Consider the following 21,317-nt stretch of genomic DNA (forward strand, 5'->3'; position numbering starts at 1 on the left):
CAACCAGTACCGGGTCAAGAAACCCGACGAACCGGCCAGCATCCGCCACGACCGGCCACCGACCATCCACATCTACCGGGTCCAGCCACCGCCAAGATCAACTTAGGCTACGTGGCATTGGAACAAGCTTCTCAGTCGGCTTGGCGGCCGGCTTCACAGGGTACTTCAAGTTCCGAGAGCGTGGCTTCTATCTCCAACAGACAGCGGATGCAATTGAGCAGGAGTGGAACGCCTCCGAACTTGGAATATTTCGATATAAGAACCTCAGAACCGATGATCAACTTGCTATCTTCGTCGAAGAGGCCGAGCGACTTAAAGCCGAGCAGCGCAAGCGCGAACAGAGCCTCGATCAACCCTCGGACCACAACCGGGATGGAGCTTCAGGCCGCTAGCCCTCAGCGTCCGAGACGCCGCTCAGTGCTGGCTGAGAAAACCGTACAGGGGATTCGCAAGTCAATAGATCGGTAGACTTTCCGTCAAAGCGCTTGATTTTCTCATTCTGAGCCCACTCACTGACGGAGTGACAAGCCAAAATGACAGCCCAGGGTCATCAGGCCGCGACAAGTTAGCGGCGGAACGCCCAAGTGAGTCGGATTTGGAACTTGAACATGAACAAGACGAAGGCGAGGAATCCGATACTAGTCAGCCACCCAATCCGATTGCGGCGGCAGTAGATAGTTTGGTCGACTGGTCTCTTGATGAACGAAGTAAGAACTCGCGGATAGCCCTGGCAGTCTTCGCTTTCGGCACCCTTGTCTTGTGTTGCCTGAATGAGGTTCTCAAAGAACACGGCGACAAAATAGCCACATGGTTCAAAGCAACCAAGGAGCGCATCGACGAAACGCTGACCCCGACGCAACAAGTGGCCGCCCTTGCGGGAGTGGCCCCCATTATCGCATATCAGATATGGCGTCGAATTCAAATTCGCAGGGGAATAAAGCCGGTACCCTGGATGCTGATCGCGCTGACAGTAATTACTGCGCTTGGGTTCACCGTCCTGGCTACATGGTTGATGTTCCGGGAGGCTTCCAACGCTCCGGCAGAGAGTGCGGCACAGCTTAGATTCGACGCGGTTAAGACTGGAATCACGTTATTTGCGGGAACTGCTGGCGCTGGAGCACTTCTCCTTTCCTTTCGTAGTCATTTCAACTCGGAGACGGATCGGCTCAATAGTCAGTTCGACAGCGCGGCCGATAAGATGTCCGACGACTCACAAGTTGTCCAGACTGCGGGAATTCTCGCGATCGAGCGAATTGCCTTGAAGTATCCGTCGTACAGGCGAAGCGCAATCGCCCTCCTTTCCTCCTATCTCGAAATTTCTGACGGCCGAGGAAGTTATGAGGCTCGACGGGTTACACGCCGCTTGAAAGGGCTTCTGCACCGGCTAGGAGACGATGTGATTCACGAATAAGGTGGGGTGCAAGACCCCTTTGATTCCATCCCGTCTGCCGCCGACCCACACACCGTGGAGCGGGCCAGGGCCAGGGTGACAAGGTGGAGCGCCCTACCGGACGAACGACCTTGTCACCCTGGCCCTGGTCTGCTCGGCTTGCCTGGGTCGGCGGTGGGCGGGATGGCATCCCCCTCAACCACTACCACCCACGGCCGCAACCGTTCGGCAACTCCATCTCGGAGTCGTCTGGCCCCCGCCGGAGGCACAGCTCTAACCCCAACCCGCCCCCACTCACCGCCCTCTTCCCCACTCTCACCTCTTTCCCACCTCGGACCCGCGAGCGGTCGGGGTGATTCCGTTCGGCAACTCGTCCGGTCCGGCCGTCGACCGGTCTGCGGTTCCCGTTGTGAGGCTGAATGCGTGACGTGAGGAAGGGCGTTGTCGTCCTGGTCCCGGTCCTCCTCGGGGACTCGTCACCGGTTCCCTTCACGGAACCACGGGTAACGCGCGGGGCGGGCGTGGGTTTCGGGCCGGCTGACTTTCCGCCCCGCCGCCGAAGGCGGACGGGGCGGCGGCTCCGTCAGGAGCCGGTTACCGCGCCCGGCCCGCGCCGCGCGGAGCGCGCTTGATCACTACTGAGATTGTTTCGGCAACGTGTGGCGGGCGGCGCGATCGGCTCCTACATGTTGACGTCGATCGTCCGGCGGAGGCGTTCTACTGCTACGTAGATGGACTGCTCGGGGCCGGGTCGGCTGGGGCGCCACTCCAGGACGACGGGGCGGACCACATCCGCCAAGCGGGCTACGGCATCCTCGCTGTCCGGTTCGGGCAGTTGTTCGAGGGCGTCGATCGCGCTAACGGTCGTCTCGTAGCGGTGCGTGTTGGCTGGAGTATTGCGCCAGCCAGCGTTGTCACGCCACTCCTGCACGCGCTCGTGTACCTCGGCGGCGGCGGTCCGGATCAGGTCGGCCCGTTGCTGGGGTGTGAGTGTTGCGGGGTGTGATCGGTCGTCGGTGGGTTCTTGCGGCGGCGTGTCGGCGTCGCGCATGGCGGCGATCGTACCGACGCCCGATCAGACAGCTCCGCGCCCGGATGCTCACGCGGGCATCAGCCGGCGGCTTGGATCCACTCCCGGGCGAGGATGGAATAGAGCAGGGAGTCGCGCCAGGCACCGTTGGTAAAGACGTGGTCGCGGAGTCGGCCTTCGTACTGCATACCGAGTCGATTGGCGATGGCGATCGAGGCGGCGTTGTCGGGGCCGATGGCTGCGGTGATGCGGTGGAGTCGCAGCTCCTGGAAGCCGTAGTCGATGATCGTGCGGGCGGCGTCGGTGGCGTAGCCGTGGCCCCAGTGGTCGGCGTTGATGGCGTAGCCGAGTTTGGCGGCCTGGTGGCCGGTGAGTCCGAGCCGGGCGAAACCGATCATGCGGTCTTCCGCGTCGGCTACGGCTAGGTAGTACTCAGTGCGGGGGGCAAGCTGCGCCCGGGTCACGGCACCTTCGATCATCGCGACGGCGGCGGCATGGTCGCGGCTGTCGAAGGAGAGCCACTGGGTGACGCGGTCGTCTCCGATGATCGCCAAAGCGTCGGCCGCGTCATCGGGTCGCAGTTCGCGCAGGGTGATGACGCGGCCGGGGATGGTGATCGGGTACATGCGCTGATGGTGCCTTATCGAGGCAGGGCGTTGGCGGGGGTGTGGGTGAAGTGCTCGATGCCGTCGATGAGGTCACGGGCGTCGTTGGCATGGCCGGCGCGGGTGATGGCCTGGTGAACGCGTCGGACGGAGTGAACGATGCCGTTGATGCGCTGGTCGGCGGGGAGTTCGAGGACGGGGGCGAGGGCGTCTTCGGCGGCGTCGAGTTCGCCGTTGGCGACGCGGGCGATAGCAAGGTTGGTGTGTGAGCCGGCCTGGTCGCCGAAGGCCCATGCGGGGTCGTAGCGGTCGGAGTATGCCTGGACGGCTTGCAGGGCGTAGCGCTCGGTGGTGGCGGCTTCGTCGGGGAGCCAGGCGAGGGCGTCGCTGGCGTAGTAGAGGGTGCGGGGTTGGTTGAAGGTGCAGATGCCGCCGATGGTGTCCATCTCGTCGGGGCGGACTCGGGACCAGGCGTCTTCGGCCTGGTGGATGGCGGCCTTGGCTTGGTCGGCGTTGCCGAGTGCGGCGTAGGCGCGGGCGGCGCTGGCGGGTAGCCAGACGGCGGAGGTGCCGCCGGCTTGGGTGGCGTACTCGCGTCCGGCGTCGGCGTAGCGGACGGCTTCGGCGTACCGGCCGGCCCAGTAGGCGACCAGGGATTGGAGGCCGCGGAGCCAGGCTTGCAGGCCGGGGTGGGCGGCCTGGTCGGCGCAGAGCACGGCGGTACGGGCTTGCAGCATCGCGGAGTGCGGGTCGGCCATGTCGTGGGAGACCTTGGCGAGGAGGCCGCTGGTGATACCGGCGAGAAAGTGCAGGTCCCGCGACTGGGACGGCTGTTGGCGGCGTTCGAGCAGAGTGAACAGGGTGTCTTGGGTCTCGACCAGGTCCGGCAGGATCTGGCTGACCGGGCGCTGCGGGTAGGCCAGGGCGAGGCGCTGCACGTCCTCGGTGAGCTGGTCGATGGCTGCCGGTGAGGTGGCTTCGGCGGCGAGCATGGCGTAGTGACGGGCGCGTTGTGCGGCCATGGCGAGGAGGTTCCTTTCCGGGCCGGCGCCGAAGGGCTCGACAATGAGCTGTCGGCCCGGCGCAGGGGTCAACTGGTCAGGTGCCCAGGGACGCTGCAACTCGTCGACGGTCTTGCCGAACATGGCCTGCAACGCTCGTCGGGTGGCGGGTGTCGATGAGGCCAGGTCCCGTTCACCGCGCGCCAGCCGCCCGAGGTGCCGGGCGCTGATGGCCGCACGGGGGTCCATGCGGCTGAACTCGTCGGCCAGTTCCTCGTACGTGCGGTCACTGTGCTGGATCAGGTGCTCCAGCACGGTGCGAGGTTCGCGGCGGTCTCGGGCCATCTCGATGCCTTCCTGATGGGCTGTCTCCACGCTCGCCTGTCCGAGGTCCTGAACTCAACGCAGGTCCTCATGGTGTCCGCTCGATGTCCGCCAGAGGTGCTGATTCGGTCCTCGATCGGTCTCCGTCACCGGGTGTTCTATCTCCACCATGGACGTCTCACCCACCGCAATTGTGCATGTACTCGCCGCTGAGGTGCATGGGCCGACATGGCGCCGGGCCACTCGTGCCGGTGCCGGTTCGACTGCGGCCATGGCGGGGGGCGGTGCTCGGGTCCTGCGGTGCGTGGACGGGGGACGCTCGCGCCGGGGAACGTGCCACGCCTCGTCGCCTCTCATCGCCTGCACTGGCTGCGAGGGGCGGGGATGGAAGATGGCCAGCCCTCGGCGGTCCCTTCGCACCCCGAGTGATCCAAACCGGCTGCAACGACGGGGCTGCCCGGACTGCGCCGGCACCGGTAGGCAGACGCGATCGGCGGTTGCCGTAGCGGCTGCGCCCTGAGCAGGGCACCGGAGCAGGTGCTGGCAGGCGGCGGTGTCGGTCGTGGCCAAAGCCCGCCTGCTTCGGTGCCCATCCACATCATGCGGTGAGGACGGGCGGTGATGAACCCGAAACCGGGCGACGTTCTGCACGTCGGCAGCGATGCGTCCGTGCAGTTCGCCGGGAAACGGTCGCTGACCTTCCGGGTCATCAAGGTCTGCGACTGGACGACGTACGACGGCTGGGTCTGGCTGCTCGGCTACACGCTCGACCGGGCCGGCAACGCCGTGGACCGGCGAGAGATCTTCGTGCAGCCGACGGGCCTGCGGCTGCTCGCCCCGGCTACCACCCCCGCCACCGGACGCACGCCGCCCGCCCTCCCAAGTCAGGCAGGGCGGAGCGGGGCGAGTCGAAAGGCACCTACAGCGGTCTCAACTTCGAGGAGGTAACGGTGACCCTGCACAAGGTTGGCGTCTCCCGGGCAGCGTCACGCTTGGCCCGGCTCTGCCCGGAGCAGGTCAAGCGGATCCGGTTCCGTCGCACCAGGTTCGGGCGACGCGGCCTGGCCGAAGAGCAGGTGTACGGCTTCCTCCGCGCGGTCGTCGACGAGCTGACCGCGCGCGACGGCGTAGAAGCCAGCCTGCGCGCGGAGAACGCGCGATTGAAGGGTGCGCTGCGCGAGTGGCAGAGCAACTTCGCCCCGAGGCCGACCCGAATGGCCAACGCGGGACGTTGGACAGAACCTGAGCAGCGCAGATAGCCTGTTGACAAGCTGAGTTGCCGTCTGAGGTGAAACCGGTGCCGATCGAAGTTGCGCCGCCGAAGTACGTCGTGATCGTCAACGCGGTGCAACAACGCATCGAAGACGGCACGTACCCGCCGGGCTCGATGCTGCCCAGCGAGACCGAACTGATCCGCGAGTTCGGCGCGTCCCGGCCGGTCGTGGTCAGAGCGCTGGACCTGCTGCGCCAAGACGGCTGGATCGACAGCAGGCAGGGCAAGGGCCGCTTCGTCCTCGGCCGGCCCGGCGGAGCCGACCAGCGGCAGCGCGAACGCCGCTACGCCGTGCTGGAAGACGACGAACGGGCCGGCTCTACCCTGCTCGCGGCCGGTACGGTGCCGGCTCCCCCACGGGCTGCGGTAGCGCTGGGGATCGAACCGGGAACGCCGGCCGTTGCGCGGCGTCGCCTGATCACGGTCGACGGACTCGGGCCCGTCGAACTCGGTACCGCGTACCTGCCCGCCGACCTGGCCGACGGTACGGGAGTCGGTGGCGGCGAAGCCCTTCCGGAGGGACTGCTCCGGCATGTGGCCTCCCGCAAGCGCGTGCGCTTCGACCACGTCAGCGAGCGGATCTCCGCTCGGCTACCCGACGACGAAGAAGCCCAGCTCTTGCAGATCGCCGAACATGACCCGGTGCTGACGGTGCTGTTGTCCGTCTGCGACCGATCGGCCAAGCCGCTGCTCGCCGTGGATCTGCTGCTGCCGGCCCGTCGGCACGATCTCGAAGACGTCTATCCAATCGACTGATGTAGCCTGATACTTCACTTGACAAGTCAAGTTGGCCGCGCCTACCTTTGATGCAACTTAACAAGTCAACTGGTTGAGTTGGCTTCGTGGCTCTGGAGGTCGTTCGTTGGTTCCGATGACGTTGAAGGTGCCGGTCCCGTCCGAGTACGTCTTCCCCGCTGGGGCGTTGTGCCTTGGTGTGTCGCCGCAGATTGATTTTGAGCGGCGGGGTGAGGCGGATAACCAGGCGCGGGACAAGGAGACCGGGGAGCGGGTCTGGGTGGTGCGGGTGATGGACCTGGACCCGGAGGCCGGGAAGTTCGGCCGCTCTACTGAGGTGAAGGTGAAGGTGGTGGCCGCGCAGCAGCCGGTGCCGCCGCCGTCCACGGTGCCGGGTTATCCGCCGGCGGTGGAGTTCGAGGGTCTGACCCTGACGCCGTATGTGGATTCGCAGCGGTGCAAGCCGGGCCGCTCGTCGGGTGACTGCCGTTCCCGGATGGCGTATTCGCTGCGGGCCTCGGCGATCCGTCCGGCGTCGGCGGTGCCGGGCTCGGTGGCCGCCTGAGCTGTCTTGTCGCGCGGGGCGGGTCGTTTCCCCGCCAAGAGTCCCGGCCCGTCCCCGCGCTCACCTCATCCCTCGTCTGATGAAGGAGGGCGTGATGCCCACCGTAGTTCACCCTGCCCTGATCACAGTCTTGCCGCTACTGGCCGGCGCGCTGCTGCTTGTGGCCCGGACACATCTTGCCGACCTGCGGCACGCGTTGCGGGAGGTGGAGGCGGCGCTGCGGTCGCTGCTGGGGTTGCCGCCGCCGTCCGGTGTGGTCTATGCGATCCGTTGCCCCCGCTGCTGCCGGTGGGTGAAGCCGCGCCGGTTCGACCTGCGGCGCATGTCGTGTCGCTCGTGCATTGCCACGCTCGGCCGTGGGCGTCGTGGGGGTGGCGTGTGCCTCTGATCAACGTCATTCCGGGGGACAAGATCCCGGTTGCGCCGATGAATGTGCGTCTTCCCGCGTGGCGGGTGCCGGGGTGGCTGCTGGTGTTCTGGTGGCTGGCCCGGGGCCTGTTCCGCCTCACCATCCTGGCCGTCCGCTACTGGTGGCTCACCGGCCCGGCCGGTCTCGCGCTGTGGATCCGGGCCGAGTTCGGTGGCCTGGTCCTGGCCGCCGTCGTCACGGCGGTTGCGGCCGGCTGTGTGGGGTGGTGGCGGTGGCATCCGGTGTCGTGGCTGCGGTTCGGCTGGTATCCGCTCGTTGCCCGGGTTCGGGCGTTGGTGGTGTATCGGCCTCGGTGGGCGTCGGTGATGGCTACCTGCGGGCTGGCGACGGTGTTCGGTGGTGACCGGTACGTGCCCCGGCTGGTCAAGGTGCGCTGTGACCGGTGGGGCGATGAGCTGACCGTGCGCATGCTGCCGGGCCAGATCCCCGACGACTGGGGCCAGGCCGCCGAGCGTCTCGCCTACGCGTTCCGCCAGCACACCGGCCAGGCCCGTTCCACCGATCGCCCGGATCGGGTGGTGGTGCGGTTCATGCGCCGCGACCCGCTTGCCGGCATCGTCGCGCCGCTGCCGGTCGCTGACGTGCCCGACCTCGGTGCGTTACCGCTCGGCGTGCGAGAGGACGGGGAGGCGTACCGGCTGCGGCTGGCCGGCTCACACGTCCTGATCGCGGGGGCGACCGGTGCAGGGAAGGGCTCAGTGTTGTGGTCGCTCATCCGCTCCCTGGCGGGCGGGATCCGTTCCGGGCTGGTGGAGGTGTGGGCGTTCGATCCGAAGGGCGGCATGGAGCTGGCGGCCGGCGTGCCGTTGTTCGCCCGGTTCGCCTACGACGACCCCGATGCCATGGCCGGCGTCCTGGACGAAGCGGTCAAGCGCATGCGGCTGCGGGCGGCGCGGCTGCGCGGGGTCACGCGGCAGCATCTGCCGACGGTCGAGGAACCGTTGCTGGTCCTGGTCATCGATGAGCTGGCCGCCCTGACCGCCTACATCACCGACCGTAAAGTCCGCGACCGAATCAAGGAATCCCTCGGCCTCCTCCTGTCGCAGGGCCGGGCGGTCGGCGTGCACGTCATCGCCGCGTTGCAGGATCCGCGTAAGGACGTGTTGCCGTTTCGGGATCTGTTCCCGGCCCGCATCGGCCTGCGGCTGACCGAGCCGGAGCAGGTGGACATGGTCCTCGGCGACGCCGCCCGCGACCGAGGCGCACTCTGCGACCGCATCCCCGAAACGGCGCCGGGGGTGGGGTTCGTCGTCCTCGACGGCGTCCGCGAACCCGTCCGGGTCCGCTTCGCCTACCTCACCGACGACGACATCCGCGCCCTCGGCCGCACCTACCGGCGACTCGACACCACCGACAGCACCGACGAGCGGGAGGTGACCGCGTGAAAGGCAATGCGCAGCGGATAGAGGGCGTGGTCCTGGTGCTCATCGTCCTCATCGTCGGCGGACTCGCCGGGGCAGCGTCGTTCACCCACGTGCATGACTGGACCATGGCGAACTCGCCCGCCGGTACCGGGGACTGGTTCGGCTGGGCCAACGCCGCCATCTCCGAACTTCTACCCCTGGCCGCCCTGCTGACCATCCGACAGCGTCGCCGCACCGGCGGCCCCATCGGCTACCCCATGTTCCTGCTCGTCTGCGCCGTCGCACTCTCCCTGGCCGCGCAACTCGCCGTAGCCAAACCCGGCCTGTCCGGGTGGCTCCTGTCCGCCGTGCCCGCGCTGGCCTTCCTCGGCCTGTCCAAACTCGTCTTCTCCACCGCCCCCGTGCCACCGGCCACCACGCCGGCCGGCGACCGGTGCGCTGACGTGCCGGCCGGAAGTGACGCACTGTCGGTGCCGTCCAACGACGACCAGGCGGCCGGGAGTGATACGCGGGTCAACGACGACCAGGCGGCGACCGTCGTTCGGGATGTCGACGAGGAGCAGCCTCGGCCCGTCGTCCTGCGGCCCGTCACGTCGATCGAACGCGAACGGCGTCCCGGCCTGGTACCCGTCCCAGCGGCGGCGTTCACCCCACGCAACGGCACCCCTGCCGGTCTGGAGGATGACCGGTGAGCCAACTCGAACTCATCCCCACCGCCACCCCGGCCCCCGACAGTGCGAGCGTGGAGCGGCCTCGGCCGGGCTCCCGGGCGGACCGGATGCGCAAACCGCTCGCCAGGGACGCGCTCAAGCAGCTCGCCGAACAACACGGCGTCTGCGTCCGACCCCTGGCTCTGCGCCGCACCGACACCGCCACCGGCGTGACCGAAGTGGTCGAGGTGCCCTGCGGAGCCACCTTGGCGGCGAAGTGCAAGCCGTGTGCGGAGCGGGGTCGGCGGCTGCGGATCCAGCAGATTCGGGAAGGCTGGCACCTCGCCGACGAACCTGCCGTGCGTCCCGACAAGCCGGGTGAGGACGTGCTCGCGCTGGCGCGGGTGCGGGCGCACCTGGAGTTCGAGCGGGAAGCGGTGCAGTACCAGCCGATGACCCCGGACGAGCGGGTCGCGCACCTGGCGGAGATTGACGCCGCCATCGCCGAACTGGACGAAGCCCTCGCAGAGACGAGCCTGCGCGGGCACCTCACCCCCAAAGACCGCGACGAACGGCCACGCCGCAAACGGTCCACCCGGCGGCGGCAGGACTCACCGGACCTGCCCCGGCTGCCCGTCGACCCGCGCACGGTCGGCCGGGCCTACTCGGGCAAGACCGGCAAGACCCACCGGCCCTCCATGCTCGTCACCCTGACGCTCGGCTCCCACGGGCCAGTGCACTCCCACCTACGGCGCGGCCCATACATCGCCCCGTGCGAGTGCGGCCAGCGACACGGACCGCATGACGACGTACTCGGCACACCCGTCGACCCCACCACCTACGACTACCGGCGGGCCGCACTCGACGCGATCCACTTCGCACGGGTCCTCGACCGGTGGTGGCAAAACGTCCGCCGGGCCGCCGGCTGGAACGTCCAATACGCAGGAGCCGTCGAGCTGCAACGCCGCCTCGCGCCGCACGCGCACTTCGCGATCCGCGGCACCCTGCCCCGCCGGCTGCTCAAACAGATCGCCGCCGCCACCTACCACCAGGTGTGGTGGCCCTCGTTCAACGAGCCCGTCTACTCGGTGGACAAGCCGCCGGTCTGGGACGTCGACCAACAGGCATACGTCGACCCGAAAACCCGGGCACCGCCGCCCACCTGGGGTGAAGCCCTCGACGCCCTGGAAGAACCCGACAGCCGACCCGCCTACGTCGCCCGCCTCGGCCGCATCGACGCACGCGGCATCGAGCAAGGCACCCGAGACGCGGAACGATCGATCCGCTACGTCACCAAGTACGTCACCAAGGATCTGACCGACCAGGCCAAGCCCCGCTCCGACGCGCAGAAAGCGCACTTCGACCGCCTGCACGCGGAACTGTCCGTGCTTCCGTGCTCGCCAACCTGTGCCAACTGGCTGCTCTACGGCGTTCAGCCGGACGGCGTCAAGGCGGGCTTGACCCCTGGCGGATGCACGGGGAAGGTCCACCAACGCTCCACCCTCGGCTTCACCGGCCGGCGCGTCCTCGTCTCCCGACAGTGGTCCGGGAAGACTCTCGCCGACCACCGGGCGGACAACCGGTCCTGGGTGCGGGCGATTCTCGCGGGCGGCATGGCCGACACCGAGGAACACGACCAGGCGGCGGCCGACGAGGCAGACGGATCCACGCGGTACCGGTTCGAGCTCGCTCGACCCGAAGACCCCGACGTACCGCCGCTGGAGCACCGGCTGCTACGCGCCATCTCGGCCCGCATTCGGTGGCGGGCAGACCTCGACACAGCACGGCAGCGAACAGCCGGGGCCGTTTCGGCTACCGCTGCTCCCCTCTCCCCTGCAGTTCGATGATCTGGAGGACAGAACCCCTCATGGAAAGTGAGCTGCTGACCGTTCCGGAAGTCCTCTCCGTCCTCAACGGAGTGTCGCGGCGGACCTTCTACCGCTGGCGTGAGCTGGGCATCGCCCCGGAGTGCATCAAGCTGCCCAACGGTGAGTTGCGCATTGAACGGCGAGACCTGCGGGCGTGGCTTGAGCAGCACCGGGAGGCGGCGTGAAGTCGCGCGAGGTACGGATCCGGGGCATTCAGGTCAACGCGCTGGCAGGCCGCAAGAAGTCGTACACCGTTCGGTGGGTAGTGGGAACGGGGCCGAAGTCGCGGACGTTCAGCACCCGTGCCCTGGCGGACAACTTCCGGTCGGACCTGATGCAGGCAGCGAACCGGGGCGAAGCGTTCGACGCTGACTCCGGTCTGCCGGAGTCGATGGTTGCGCCGACGGAGTCGGTGAACTGGCTCGGGTTCGTCCGCCGATACCTCGACATGAAGTGGCCGGGCGCGGCGGCCAAGTCGCGGGAGAGCACGACGGATGCCCTAGCGTCGGTTACGGCGGCGCTGGTGCGGGACATGGCCGGGCGGCCTGCCCCGGTGGTGCTGCGGCGGGCGTTGCGGGAGTGGGAGTTTCCGCCCGCGTCTCGGCAACTCGACCGGCCGGCGGAGGTCGCTGCGGCGCTGCGCTGGTTGGAGCGGGCTTCGCTGCCGCTGTCGGCGCTGGCGGAAGCCGCAGTGGTGCGGCCAGCGTTGGACGCGCTCGGCCTGCGGATGGACGGCCGGCCGCTGGCAGCGTCGACGGCCAGGCGGCGGCGCTCGGTCTTCTACAACGTCCTTCAGTACGCCGTCGAGCTGGAGCTGTTGGACTTCAACCCAGTCGACAAGCTGCGGGTGCGGTCGAGTCGGCGGAAGCTGGCCGGTGAGGTTGACCGCCGAGTCGTGGTGAACGTCCGCCAGGCGCGGGAGTTGCTCGTCGGGGTCACGTACGTCGGCCAGCGAGGCAAGGACGGCCGGCGCGGCGAGCGCCTGGTCGCCTTCTACGCCTGCCTGTACTTCGCGGCGCTGCGGCCGAGTGAGGCGCTGGGGCTACGGGAGCGGGACTGCCACCTTCCGGCGAAAGGCTGGGGGCTGCTGACGTTGGAGAAGTCCCGGCCGGCGGCGGGGAAGCGGTACACCGACAGTGGCGAGGTGCACGACGATCGGGGGTTGAAGCACCGGGGCGACGCAGAGGCGCGGGAGGTGCCGATCCCGCCGGAGCTGGTGGCGATCCTGCGGGCGCACATCGACCGTTTCGGCGTGGGTGTCGACGGGCGCCTGTTCCGCAGCGGGCGGGGCAACGTGGTGGCGTCCTCGACGTACTCGCGGGTGTGGGAGGAGGCGCGGCGGTTGAGCCTGCCGCCGGAGCGGGTGGCTTCTCCCCTGGCCGGTCGCCCGTACGACCTGCGGCACGCCGGAGTGTCGCTCTGGCTCAACGCGGGCTTACCGGCTCCGGAGGTCGCGGAGCGGGCCGGCCACTCGGTTGACGTGCTGCTCAAGGTGTACGCCAAGTGCCTCGACGGGGACCGCAGCCGGATGAACGAGCGAATCGAGGCGGCGCTGAGCTGATGATCGCCGGTAGCGTGGGAGGGGCCGTGGCGGGTGCTGCGGCCTCTCCGCTTTTGTGGGCTGTGACCTGCGAGAACGGGCGCTTTCAACGGTCCAAGATCATTGCACGTACTCTGCACGGACGGCTGCAAACGGCGGCTCCGGGTGGCATCCGGCTGCACATCTCGGCCGATCGACGGGGAAGCGTATCCGCAGGCCAGGTGGCGTTTTTGCTGATCTTTGAGGTGCCCCCGGCAGGATTCGAACCTGCGACACACGGTTTAGGAAACCGATGCTCTATCCCCTGAGCTACGAGGGCGCGAGGGCCCAGTCTAGCGACCCGGGGGTTCACCTGGGGTGGCAGGGAGTGGCCCACGTTCACCCACGTTCCCACGACCGCCGTTCACGCAGCCCAGGAGCACACACCGAGCACACGAACCCCGGTTTGCGACCGGCGGTCGGCCGCAGTGACCCGCGTTGGCACCGGTTCACCCGGGTTGGCACCCGCTGGAGAGCACACACCGCGCACATCATCGAAGATCACCGGTCCGTAGCCAGGTCACACGAATCCTGGTGACGCGAGTGAGACCCTCGGTCTGGCGCCGTTGACCCACGTCGTAACAAGTCGCCGAGATGCCTGTTCCTCGATACTCTGGGCGACCGTGACGATCCGTAGTCTCGTGCCGCTACCCGTCCGTCGCCACTTTCGCGATCTCAGCGCCGGCTACAGCACCCTCCGGCTGATCGCGGGCATGTGGGAGGACCAAGGGTTCACGCCGTCCGGTGATCCGAACGACGAGACCAGCGAGCGGCGAGGATTCTGGCGTGAGTTCGAGGACAACGTGGACTGGACCGATCCCACCCACGTGAACCGTGTTCTGCATGTGTACGAGACGCTGATCGACGCGATGCCACCAGAAGCGTTGGCGAGCACCCGCAAGTTCATGGAACGGCAAGGCTTCGACGTCGACCTTGAGGGCAGGGTCAGCCCGAAGTCAGACAGCGCCCTCCCCGCTGCGGCGACGATGCCACGGGCGCTGACCGCGCTGCGAGACCCGGAGATGATCCTGGACTCGTTCGAACGAATCAACAGGGCACTTCCGAGCGACCCAGCCCAGGCCATCGGATCCGCGAAGGAACTGGTCGAGGCAACCGCAAAAACCGTGCTCGACGAGCTGGGCATCTCGTTCGACGGCAAGACCGCTAAGCTGCCTCAGCTCATCGACAGGGCACAGCGCGAACTCGGGCTTCACCCGCAGACCGTCGCACCGGGGCCGGATGGCAGCCAGGCCGTCAAGCGCATCCTCGGCGGGCTGTCGGGCATCGCGCTCGGCCTCGGTGAACTGCGCAACGAGGGCTGGGGCACCGGCCACGCCGCACGCCGCACAGGGCTGCGTCCTCGTCACGGTTACCTCGCGGTCGGAGCGGCGCACACCTGGTGCCAGGTCATCCTCGACACGCTCGCCGATCCGGCCGCACCTTGGCGGGCGCAGGCAGGCGCCACGGCAAGGTGATCCCTCACCTGCGCGGGATGGGTAAGAACAATCGAGCCGAGGGGCCGGACTCCGTCAGACCAGCTCCCTGCGGTCCCGCGCAGTCCCGAACGACGCCCAGCGCCCGCATCAGCACGGGCTGCGCTGGACCAGTTCGCGCAGTTCCTCTTCCCGATTGGTTCCTCTGATTGCCGATGGGACTCCGGTCAGTCGAATAACCGGCCCACGAGGGCGCCCTGACCGGACTGCAGGACGTGCGCCGTGCGTAACGGTATCCAGAAGCACTCGAACTGGGTGGGCTCCTGCTCGCCGTCGTGGTCTTCCTGGCTCGCCCATCGCGCGGGCGTCGTCCCGTGCAGCGCCAACTCGAAGACGTGGCGACGCTGGATCTCGAAGCGGAGCGGGCTGATGTCGTACTCGATCTCCCCCAGCTTGCGCACGACGGTGAAGCCGGTCAGTCCGGTCTCTTCGCGGGCCTCGCGCAGCGCCGCGTCCGCCGGGTCCTCACCGGGGCGGACGCTGCCGCCGGGCACCTGGATGCCTACCTCCTCGTAGCTGAAGTCGGTGTGGCGGAAGACGAGCAAGTGTGCTTCCCGCACGACGTAGCAGAGAACCTTGTTGGTGATCACCTTCTCGGGCATGGCGCCTTCCTCCGCTCGTTCCTGGTGCATCTACCTGGGGTCTGGCAGGTGCGGATCGGGCGGGCCGAAGATGGCTTCCTGGGCCGCTCGGGCGAGGGTGGCCTGGGTGGTGGCGGGTAGGCCGAGCCTGTTCCAGTGGAAGATCACGTGCAAGGCGATTACTGCCCGCAGGCCACGGGTGAGGGTGCCCCTCTCCCGTTGGCGATGCAAGGCCGCGCCGGCGTGTGCGAATGCGGTGTGCCAGTCGCCGGGGGTGCGAGGTGCGCCGAGCAGCAGGCTCCGAACGTCTCCGGTGAACCTCTCCCACCTGCGGGCATCGGTCGTGGGTGCTTGGTTGAGGTGTGCTGCGCGGTGCTCGACGACTTGAGCCCAGACGTCGCCTTGCTCGTTGAGGTCCAGCCCTGCTGCGCGCATCAGGGCGGTGCACAAGATCAGAGAGTGTTCGCGCCGGGTGGTGGGGTGCTGGTGGAAGTAGGTGAGGAGGTGGCGGCTGTCGTGGTGGAACAGCGTGTGGGCCGTGGTCATGGCGTCGTGGCCGCCGAACGCGTGGGTTTCGGGTTCGTAAATGTCACCGGCCCAGGTAACCCCTTCGGTGAGTAGCCCGCGGGCCTGATCCCCGCTCTCTGGGCTTCCTGCGGGGAGGTAACGGATGCGCCAAGCGCCTTTGCGGATGAACCACCAGGAGGAGATCAGGCCGGCAGTCTCGGCGGCGGGAAGCACTCGGCTGAAGTGGGCGACGGCCTGTTTCTCGCGCTCCCGGGCGGTCTGGCCGGGGTAGCTGATGTTGACCTGGTGCCAGGGGGTGTGGTCCACGGATGGCTCTTTCAGGTGAGGAGGAGACAGGCGTCCCAGGCGGTGGCGACGGCGGTGGCGAGGTCGGCGCCTGCCCTGCCATCGAGCAGCCCTTCGGGCTCGTTGGTGGTGGGGGCGGTCTGTCGGTGGAGATCTTCTACGGCAGCCAGGGGTATCAAGGTGAGGGCATCGGAAGCGACCCGGCGGGCGGTAGCCACCAGTCCGGCGGTGCCGTGGCACAGGCTTCGGTCAGTGAGCCGTCGAAGTTGTTCGGGGTCGGTGACGCAAGTGGTGAAGGCGGTCTCGGCGAGGCGCTGCCGAGTGGTGTCGTGCAGGGCTTGTGCGGCGATTTGCTGGGCGCGGGCGATGCCGGGGGTGCCGTAGCACCAGGACGGCCGCAGCGGAGTTCGCTGGGCCGGTGTCCCACCGCGTAGGTCGGTGATGTTGATGGTTTGCGGCCACCAGATCATGCCGTCGGTGTGCTGCTGCCAGGCGTCCAGCCATCGGCTGATGCGGTTGATCGCCGTGGTGTGTCCGGCGACGGTGATGCCGTCGCGGAGGGTGAGGGCGAGCAGTGCCAGTGGGCCGGTGATGCCGTGGGCTATGCCGAGGTTCGCGTGACCGCCGGCGGGCGGTGGCTGGCGGCGTTCGGGCCCGTTCCAGCACCACCAGCCGGGTAGCTCGCCTTGCGGTTCGGTGAGCCGGATGAGGTAGTCCAGGACCTGGCGGAGCAGTTCGTGATCGCCGAGCCGGCGCAGGACGACGCCGAGCCCGGTCAGTCCGCGGATGAGGTCGTACTCGGCGTAGTGCGGCTGCTGACGTTGGTCGATGCGGCGGTGGGCGGCGTCGAGCCGTCGGCGGGTCACTGTGGCGGTGCCGTCGGCGGTGGCCGCTCGTGCCTGGGCGAGCCCCGGGTGGTCGGTGGTGGCGAGGACGAATGCGAGTGCGGGAGCGCCGTAGAAGAGGCTGGCTCCGTCGCTGATGCTCACGCCACCGGCGGTGGCTTCGCGTAGTGCCTCGCGCGCTGCGCGCCGATTGCCGGTTTCGAGGTGCAGCAGGGCGATGCCGGCCGCGCCGTCGGCGAGGGACTGTCCTGCGGTCACGGCTTGAGCCTGGCGAGGGTGGCGCGGGCGATGGTGCGGGCAAGCCGCAGGCAGTGCTGTTCGGAGGTGAGGTCGACGCCGATCATGCGGGCGTGGTGCAGGTGCAGCAGGTCGCCCAGCACCTCGTCGGGGTCGAGTCCGTCATCGATGACCAACGGCCGGTAGGCGGCCAGTGCTGCCGCGAGTCGCTCGTCGTGCACTGGGCGCCGGGCGTGTTCGAGTTGGGCGAGGTTGAGGCGGGGGCCGGTCCGGTGGGCGATGTGGGTGGTGAGCCAGCGCGGGCCGTCGCCGGTGAAGCCTTCGGCGATGGCGATCATCCCGGCGGCGGTGGTGGCTTGTCGGTCGCCGGTAAGTCGGCAAAGGGCGGCACTGGAGTCGGCGGCGAACACCCGCTCGGCGGCGGCGAGGGTCGCTGCGGCACCGTGGCGGGTCTCCGGGCGGTACGGATGGATGCTGTAGTCGTGTACGAGGGCGTCATCGTGCAGGTGCTGCACCCAGTCGGCGAGATGACGGGCGATGTCGGCGAATCGGTCGGTGTCCGATAGTGGGATGCGTAGCCGCAGGTGCAGCTCGGGGTGGGGATACCGCAGGAACCACCAGCCGGCTGGTAGGTGGTCGGCGGGGCGTCCGGCGAGATCGGTCAGGATGTCATCGAGCCGACCGTGCAAGTGTGCCTCCAGCCACCGTGACCGCCCAGGCCAGTGCTGAACAGTGGTGGCGGTTCGGGCTGGTCGGGCTGGTCGGGCGGCTGGCGCGGGGTGGGTGAGGGTGAGCAGGAGTTCGGCGGGGCGGGCGTCGATCCAGCCCGCTGGCCCTGGAGCCTCGGTGATCACGGTGCGGGGATGCCGGTCGAGGTGGTCGCGTAGGACCGCCAGGTGAGCATGGTCGTCCAGGTCAAGGCGTAGCCGTATGTCGTCGTCGCCGACCAGGATCTGCTGCGGGATGTGCCGCTGGTGGCGGTGTCGCTGCCAGGCGTCACGCCACTGCGGCCATGCGGTGCCCTGGCCGGGAAGGGCAGCGTGGTCGATGATCCAGCGGGCGGGATGCACGATGGCGCGTCCCCGTCGCAGGCGGGGTAGGAATGGCAGGCCGCTGGCGTGTCCCCAGTCGAACCGGCTGCACGGTGCCGTCCACGCGGTCCAGACCTCGGCCAGGAAACGCATCAGCGGCTGCTGCAGCGTGGGCAGCAGCACGCTGTTGAACAGCAGCGGTTCGACAGGCTGACCGGTGGCCGCCGATACCAGCCACAACCGGCGTCCGTCGCCGGTCACCGCCAGATCCTTGATCGTGTACGGCGGTGCCGGGTGGAAGTCGCCGACAGGAAGGACGGGCAGCAGTTCGGGCGTCCGGGCTACTGCGGTGAGGCGGGCGTCCAGTGGGGGTCCGGACAGCTGCACCGTGGCTGCGCCGGGCAGGGCGGTTGGCAGTTGCCGGTAAACCTGTTGGAATCCGGCGAGTTCGGCGGGGGTGAGCAGGTACAGGAACCGGGCCGCGGCGACCCCGGCGTGGCGGGACCCGCTGAGCACCGTCAGGGTGAACGCGCCACGGTCCAGATCGTGCGGGGTGTCGGCGGCGAGGGTAAACCGCAGTTCGGTGTGCGGGATCGGCGGCCGGTCGTCATTCCCGCGTAGCCGGTCGATCAGCGCGTCGTTGAGCACCACCTCGGCGCAGCCGTCGAGTGCGGCCTGCTGCGCGAGCTGTCCGAGTAGCCGGTCGCGGGCGGTGAACAGCGCGGGGGCGCGGCGAGTGGATCCTCGGTAGCCGGCCGGGAGCCCCAGCACGTTGAGCACCTCACGGATGGGAACGGCCGCTCCTGGACCCCACCGCTCGATGAACGCGTTGTGGTACTCGGCCCATCCGGGCGTGGGGGGTGGCGCGACCGCCAAGAGCGTGGACGCGGCCCGCTCCGCCTCGTGCAGCACCGGTGGGGGCAGGGTCACCGCGATGTCGGCGCGTAGATCGACGGCGATCCGGCTTCCCGGCTCCGGGATGGCGTAGTGGCGGGTGACGTGGGCGGCTGGGTCGGTGGCGGTCATGGGTGGGCGTAATGCCGACAGCAGCACCCCGGTGTGGACCAGTTCGGCCAGCAGACGCTCGGCGTCGGCGATGCTGGCGGGTCCGGCGACCGTCGCGGCGAGGTCGGCGAACCTGACCGGGGACCGCGCCCCCTGGATCGCCGCCCGGATCGGGACGGTCAGGCGGATCTCGACGTCCCACCGCCGATCGTCGCTGGCATGGGCACAGGGCAGAACCCACCTGTCGCCGCGCAGGTATCCCAGCGAGTTCGTCACCACCGCGACGGTGCGTAGGGTGGCCAGGTCCTGTTCGGCCTGCGCGGTGTGCTCGGCGATGAACTGGCCGTGGGGGCGGGAGACCGCGTGATGTGCCTCGCCCAGGCGGACCGCCGCGCGAGCGCCGAACTGGACCGGGGCGACGCCGGCGAACGTGCCGAACGGGGTCGCACGGGTGGTCCAGCGCAGCAGGTACCGGACCGTTGACTGCACCAGGCGGCGCAGTCGCTGCGGAGGCATCGGCTCCCCGCTCAGCGTGCGTTGGATCTGGTCGGCCAGCTGCGGTGCCGCGCCGGTGACGGCTGCCGCGAACCCGGGCAGCGTCCACGTTGTGTCCAGCCACTCGCGCCACTGATCCGGATGACCATGGGCCATGTCGGGCCAGGGAGGCAGAACGAGGCCCTTGGGGTAGGCGGCGATTCTGATCAGCGCCGCGCCAGCTGCGGGAACCATGAGGCACCACCGAATCGTCGGGCCCGGCGCGCTCGACGCCGGGCCCGATCGGGAGAGGAACGGATGGGTCAGTTGCCGCCGTCGCACTTCGTGGTGCAGGCGTTGGAGCCGGTGTTGCCGGAGCCGCACCCGTCGTCGGTGGCGGTGGCGTAGCCGCCCGCGCTCGGACCGGCGTCGACCAGGCTGACGTCCAGGGCGAACTCCGAGGCCTCGGTTTCGTTCACGTGCGTTCCCTTCTATGCGGGGGTAAAGGTGAGGACGAAGCGGCTGTGCCGCTTGTCCAGCACCGTCCCGGCCGGCAGGTCGCCGTCGGGAGTACCAGCGGGCAGGACGTGCAGCACCGGCGAAGGGCTGCCCGCATACAGCCACGCGCGCATCTGTCCGACCATCCGACCCGCCGCCGCCGCGGCGTCGGGCCCATGTCCACAGGCGCTCAGGTCGAACATGTCGTCGTCGTTCCAGCGCAGCGTCGAGCGGTAGCAGAACGCGCCGTCATCGAGGGCGGCCGGTGTGCCGAAGCGCCATGCCGGGGCGACGACGCCCGCATCGACGGCCTCCTGCTGGGCCGTGAGAACAACGAACCGCTGTCCCGCTTCGGTGATGCGGGTCGCCAGCCAGAGGTCGAGGTCAGCCAGGACGGTACGAGGGGGAAGGCTCACCCCGGCCCATGCCCGAGCGGGTGCCTGCGCCAACAGCTCACCGACGGCGTGGCGGTTGACCTGCTGGTCCTCGTCCAGCCGCAGGTGGACCCCGTCAGCGATGTCGACGTACCGCACCTCGTGCGCCCCGGCGCCCTGCATCGACACGAACCCGCACAACCGCTGGCTGTGGCTGACCAGCCGGTCGCCGGTCCGGCGCATCGCCCACGAGCGGGTCATGCCGAACGTCCGTAGCGGCACGACCAGCGTTCCGTTCTCGGCGAGCTGGGCGATCCAGGCCGGGGAAATGTCCCACGCGCCGACCGTGACGATGATCAGGTCGTATGAACGGCCCGGGTTGACCGGTTGCTCGGCGTCAGCGCACACCACGACCACGTCGTCGTAACCCGCCGCGGTGAGGCAGGCGGTGGCCCGGTCGGTCACCTCACGGTCGATGTCCACGGTCGTGACCGAGCCCGACGGGCCGACCAGCTCGCGCAGCAGAGCGGCGTTGTACCCGCCGGAACCGATCTCCAGGACGTGCCGGCCGGCCAACCCGCCGTCGACAGCGTCGGCGGCCTGACCGAGCATCTCCGCGATGAGCCACGGCGCCGACACCGAACTGACCGCCTCGTCGCCGATCCGCTTGGTCACCACGGCCTGGTCGGCCCGGTACGCCTCCGCCAGTGCGGCATCCGGAGTGAACAGATGGCGTGGCACGGACCGTAGCGCCGCCTCCACCTCGGGCCGCATGACCAGCCCTTTCTCCGTGTGATCAGCGACGAGCTGATCGACCATCGCGGCGTGGAGGTCCTCGCCGCTCGCCGTGTCGACACTCATTCGGGTGCTCTCCCTCTCCATCAGGGCCTCCCGATCGGGTGGCCCGCCGTACCGCTCTTCTTCGGGCCCAACAGAGCGTCAAGCCGCTGGACTCGCCGAGTCACACGGGTATCTCACGTCGATGTGGTGCCGGTCGAAGGTCGCGTCCTGCTAGCGCTCATGGGTGCCCGGGTAAGCGCCCAGATGCCCATGGGCATGATCGTTCGTGCGGCGGGAAGGCCGGGGCGCCGCCGTTTATCAAGATCGCGGCGCGGAGCGGACTCCTGCTGCACTGCAGCCTCCCGTGCTAGG

22 protein-coding genes and 1 tRNA gene are annotated in these 21,317 nt (G+C 68.7%); 12 read left to right on the plus strand and 11 right to left on the minus strand.

Annotated elements, in window-relative coordinates; all coding sequences use genetic code 11:
* Positions 1-131: 131 nt before the first annotated feature.
* Positions 132-353 carry a hypothetical protein gene (locus HCA58_RS21495; protein ID WP_169599680.1) on the minus strand — a complete coding sequence of 74 codons (222 nt, stop codon included), beginning with the start codon at positions 351-353 and terminating at the stop codon, positions 132-134.
* A gap of 167 nt (positions 354-520) precedes the next feature.
* Here HCA58_RS21495 and HCA58_RS21500 point away from each other — a divergent pair, with 167 nt between their 5' ends.
* Complete coding sequence (locus HCA58_RS21500; protein WP_169599682.1) at positions 521-1,411, plus strand: hypothetical protein; 891 nt, start codon at positions 521-523, stop codon at positions 1,409-1,411.
* A 661-nt stretch (positions 1,412-2,072) separates the two neighbouring features.
* Here HCA58_RS21500 and HCA58_RS21505 read toward each other — a convergent pair.
* Genes HCA58_RS21505 through HCA58_RS21515 form a run of 3 tightly spaced genes read right to left on the minus strand, consistent with a single transcriptional unit; the run spans position 2,073 to position 4,401 of the window.
* Complete coding sequence (locus tag HCA58_RS21505; protein WP_169599684.1) at positions 2,073-2,441, minus strand: hypothetical protein; 369 nt, start codon at positions 2,439-2,441, stop codon at positions 2,073-2,075.
* Between the two features lie 59 nt (positions 2,442-2,500).
* Positions 2,501-3,046 (minus strand): GNAT family protein, encoded by a 546-nt coding sequence (locus HCA58_RS21510; RefSeq protein WP_169599686.1) that lies wholly within the window; start codon positions 3,044-3,046, stop codon positions 2,501-2,503.
* Positions 3,047-3,060: 14 nt separating this feature from the next.
* Positions 3,061-4,401: a hypothetical protein gene (locus tag HCA58_RS21515; RefSeq protein ID WP_346776074.1), complete on the minus strand. Its 1,341-nt coding sequence runs from the start codon at positions 4,399-4,401 to the stop codon at positions 3,061-3,063.
* A 570-nt stretch (positions 4,402-4,971) separates the two neighbouring features.
* Between HCA58_RS21515 and HCA58_RS21520 the strand changes: the two genes are divergently transcribed.
* The 10 genes from HCA58_RS21520 to HCA58_RS23715 all read left to right on the plus strand — a co-directional run bounded on the left by HCA58_RS21520 (position 4,972) and on the right by HCA58_RS23715 (position 12,796).
* Positions 4,972-5,298, plus strand: coding sequence for a hypothetical protein (locus tag HCA58_RS21520; RefSeq protein ID WP_169599688.1), 327 nt, complete (start codon positions 4,972-4,974; stop codon positions 5,296-5,298).
* A 2-nt stretch (positions 5,299-5,300) separates the two neighbouring features.
* On the plus strand, positions 5,301-5,609 hold the full coding sequence (locus HCA58_RS21525; RefSeq protein ID WP_346776075.1) for a DivIVA domain-containing protein: 309 nt from the start codon (positions 5,301-5,303) through the stop codon (positions 5,607-5,609).
* Between the two features lie 38 nt (positions 5,610-5,647).
* The gene (locus HCA58_RS21530) at positions 5,648-6,379 is read left to right on the plus strand and encodes a GntR family transcriptional regulator (RefSeq protein WP_169599689.1); all 732 of its coding nucleotides are present in this window, start codon (positions 5,648-5,650) and stop codon (positions 6,377-6,379) included.
* A 115-nt stretch (positions 6,380-6,494) separates the two neighbouring features.
* Positions 6,495-6,923 carry a hypothetical protein gene (locus tag HCA58_RS21535; protein ID WP_205809372.1) on the plus strand — a complete coding sequence of 143 codons (429 nt, stop codon included), beginning with the start codon at positions 6,495-6,497 and terminating at the stop codon, positions 6,921-6,923.
* Between the two features lie 94 nt (positions 6,924-7,017).
* Positions 7,018-7,311, plus strand: coding sequence for a hypothetical protein (locus HCA58_RS21540; protein ID WP_169599694.1), 294 nt, complete (start codon positions 7,018-7,020; stop codon positions 7,309-7,311).
* A complete protein-coding gene (locus tag HCA58_RS21545; protein WP_169599696.1) occupies positions 7,302-8,738 on the plus strand; it encodes an FtsK/SpoIIIE domain-containing protein in 1,437 nt (478 codons plus the stop codon). The genes HCA58_RS21540 and HCA58_RS21545 overlap by 10 nt, the downstream gene beginning before the upstream one ends.
* The gene (locus HCA58_RS21550; RefSeq protein ID WP_169599698.1) at positions 8,735-9,409 is read left to right on the plus strand and encodes a DUF2637 domain-containing protein; all 675 of its coding nucleotides are present in this window, start codon (positions 8,735-8,737) and stop codon (positions 9,407-9,409) included. Before HCA58_RS21545 ends, HCA58_RS21550 begins: the two co-directional genes overlap by 4 nt.
* Positions 9,406-11,214 carry a replication initiator gene (locus HCA58_RS21555; protein WP_346776076.1) on the plus strand — a complete coding sequence of 603 codons (1,809 nt, stop codon included), beginning with the start codon at positions 9,406-9,408 and terminating at the stop codon, positions 11,212-11,214. Before HCA58_RS21550 ends, HCA58_RS21555 begins: the two co-directional genes overlap by 4 nt.
* A 20-nt stretch (positions 11,215-11,234) precedes the next feature.
* The gene (locus HCA58_RS21560; protein WP_018722283.1) at positions 11,235-11,420 is read left to right on the plus strand and encodes a helix-turn-helix domain-containing protein; all 186 of its coding nucleotides are present in this window, start codon (positions 11,235-11,237) and stop codon (positions 11,418-11,420) included.
* Complete coding sequence (locus HCA58_RS23715) at positions 11,417-12,796, plus strand: site-specific integrase (protein ID WP_240956556.1); 1,380 nt, start codon at positions 11,417-11,419, stop codon at positions 12,794-12,796. Before HCA58_RS21560 ends, HCA58_RS23715 begins: the two co-directional genes overlap by 4 nt.
* A gap of 225 nt (positions 12,797-13,021) precedes the next feature.
* Here HCA58_RS23715 and HCA58_RS21570 read toward each other — a convergent pair.
* A tRNA-Arg gene (locus HCA58_RS21570) sits at positions 13,022-13,094 on the minus strand.
* A 343-nt stretch (positions 13,095-13,437) separates the two neighbouring features.
* Between HCA58_RS21570 and HCA58_RS24115 the strand changes: the two genes are divergently transcribed.
* On the plus strand, positions 13,438-14,289 hold the full coding sequence (locus HCA58_RS24115; protein ID WP_169599700.1) for an abortive infection family protein: 852 nt from the start codon (positions 13,438-13,440) through the stop codon (positions 14,287-14,289).
* Between the two features lie 185 nt (positions 14,290-14,474).
* Here HCA58_RS24115 and HCA58_RS21580 read toward each other — a convergent pair whose 3' ends face one another.
* From HCA58_RS21580 to fxlM, 6 genes are all read right to left on the minus strand, one after another.
* On the minus strand, positions 14,475-14,909 hold the full coding sequence (locus tag HCA58_RS21580) for an NUDIX domain-containing protein (protein ID WP_169599702.1): 435 nt from the start codon (positions 14,907-14,909) through the stop codon (positions 14,475-14,477).
* Between the two features lie 30 nt (positions 14,910-14,939).
* On the minus strand, positions 14,940-15,722 hold the full coding sequence (locus HCA58_RS21585; RefSeq protein ID WP_169599704.1) for a thiopeptide-type bacteriocin biosynthesis protein: 783 nt from the start codon (positions 15,720-15,722) through the stop codon (positions 14,940-14,942).
* Between the two features lie 11 nt (positions 15,723-15,733).
* Complete coding sequence (locus tag HCA58_RS21590) at positions 15,734-16,804, minus strand: lanthionine synthetase C family protein (RefSeq protein WP_169599706.1); 1,071 nt, start codon at positions 16,802-16,804, stop codon at positions 15,734-15,736.
* Positions 16,801-19,548, minus strand: coding sequence for a lantibiotic dehydratase (locus tag HCA58_RS21595; protein WP_169599708.1), 2,748 nt, complete (start codon positions 19,546-19,548; stop codon positions 16,801-16,803). The genes HCA58_RS21590 and HCA58_RS21595 overlap by 4 nt, the downstream gene beginning before the upstream one ends.
* Positions 19,549-19,616: 68 nt before the next feature.
* Positions 19,617-19,772, minus strand: a complete 156-nt coding sequence (locus tag HCA58_RS21600; RefSeq protein ID WP_091082791.1) for an FxLD family lanthipeptide — start codon at positions 19,770-19,772, stop codon at positions 19,617-19,619.
* Positions 19,773-19,784: 12 nt separating this feature from the next.
* A complete protein-coding gene (fxlM, locus tag HCA58_RS21605) occupies positions 19,785-21,026 on the minus strand; it encodes a methyltransferase, FxLD system (protein WP_169599711.1) in 1,242 nt (413 codons plus the stop codon).
* Between the last annotated feature and the right edge of the window lie 291 nt (positions 21,027-21,317).

It is taken from the genome of Micromonospora sp. HNM0581, from assembly GCF_012726175.1.
GTDB lineage: Bacteria > Actinomycetota > Actinomycetes > Mycobacteriales > Micromonosporaceae > Micromonospora.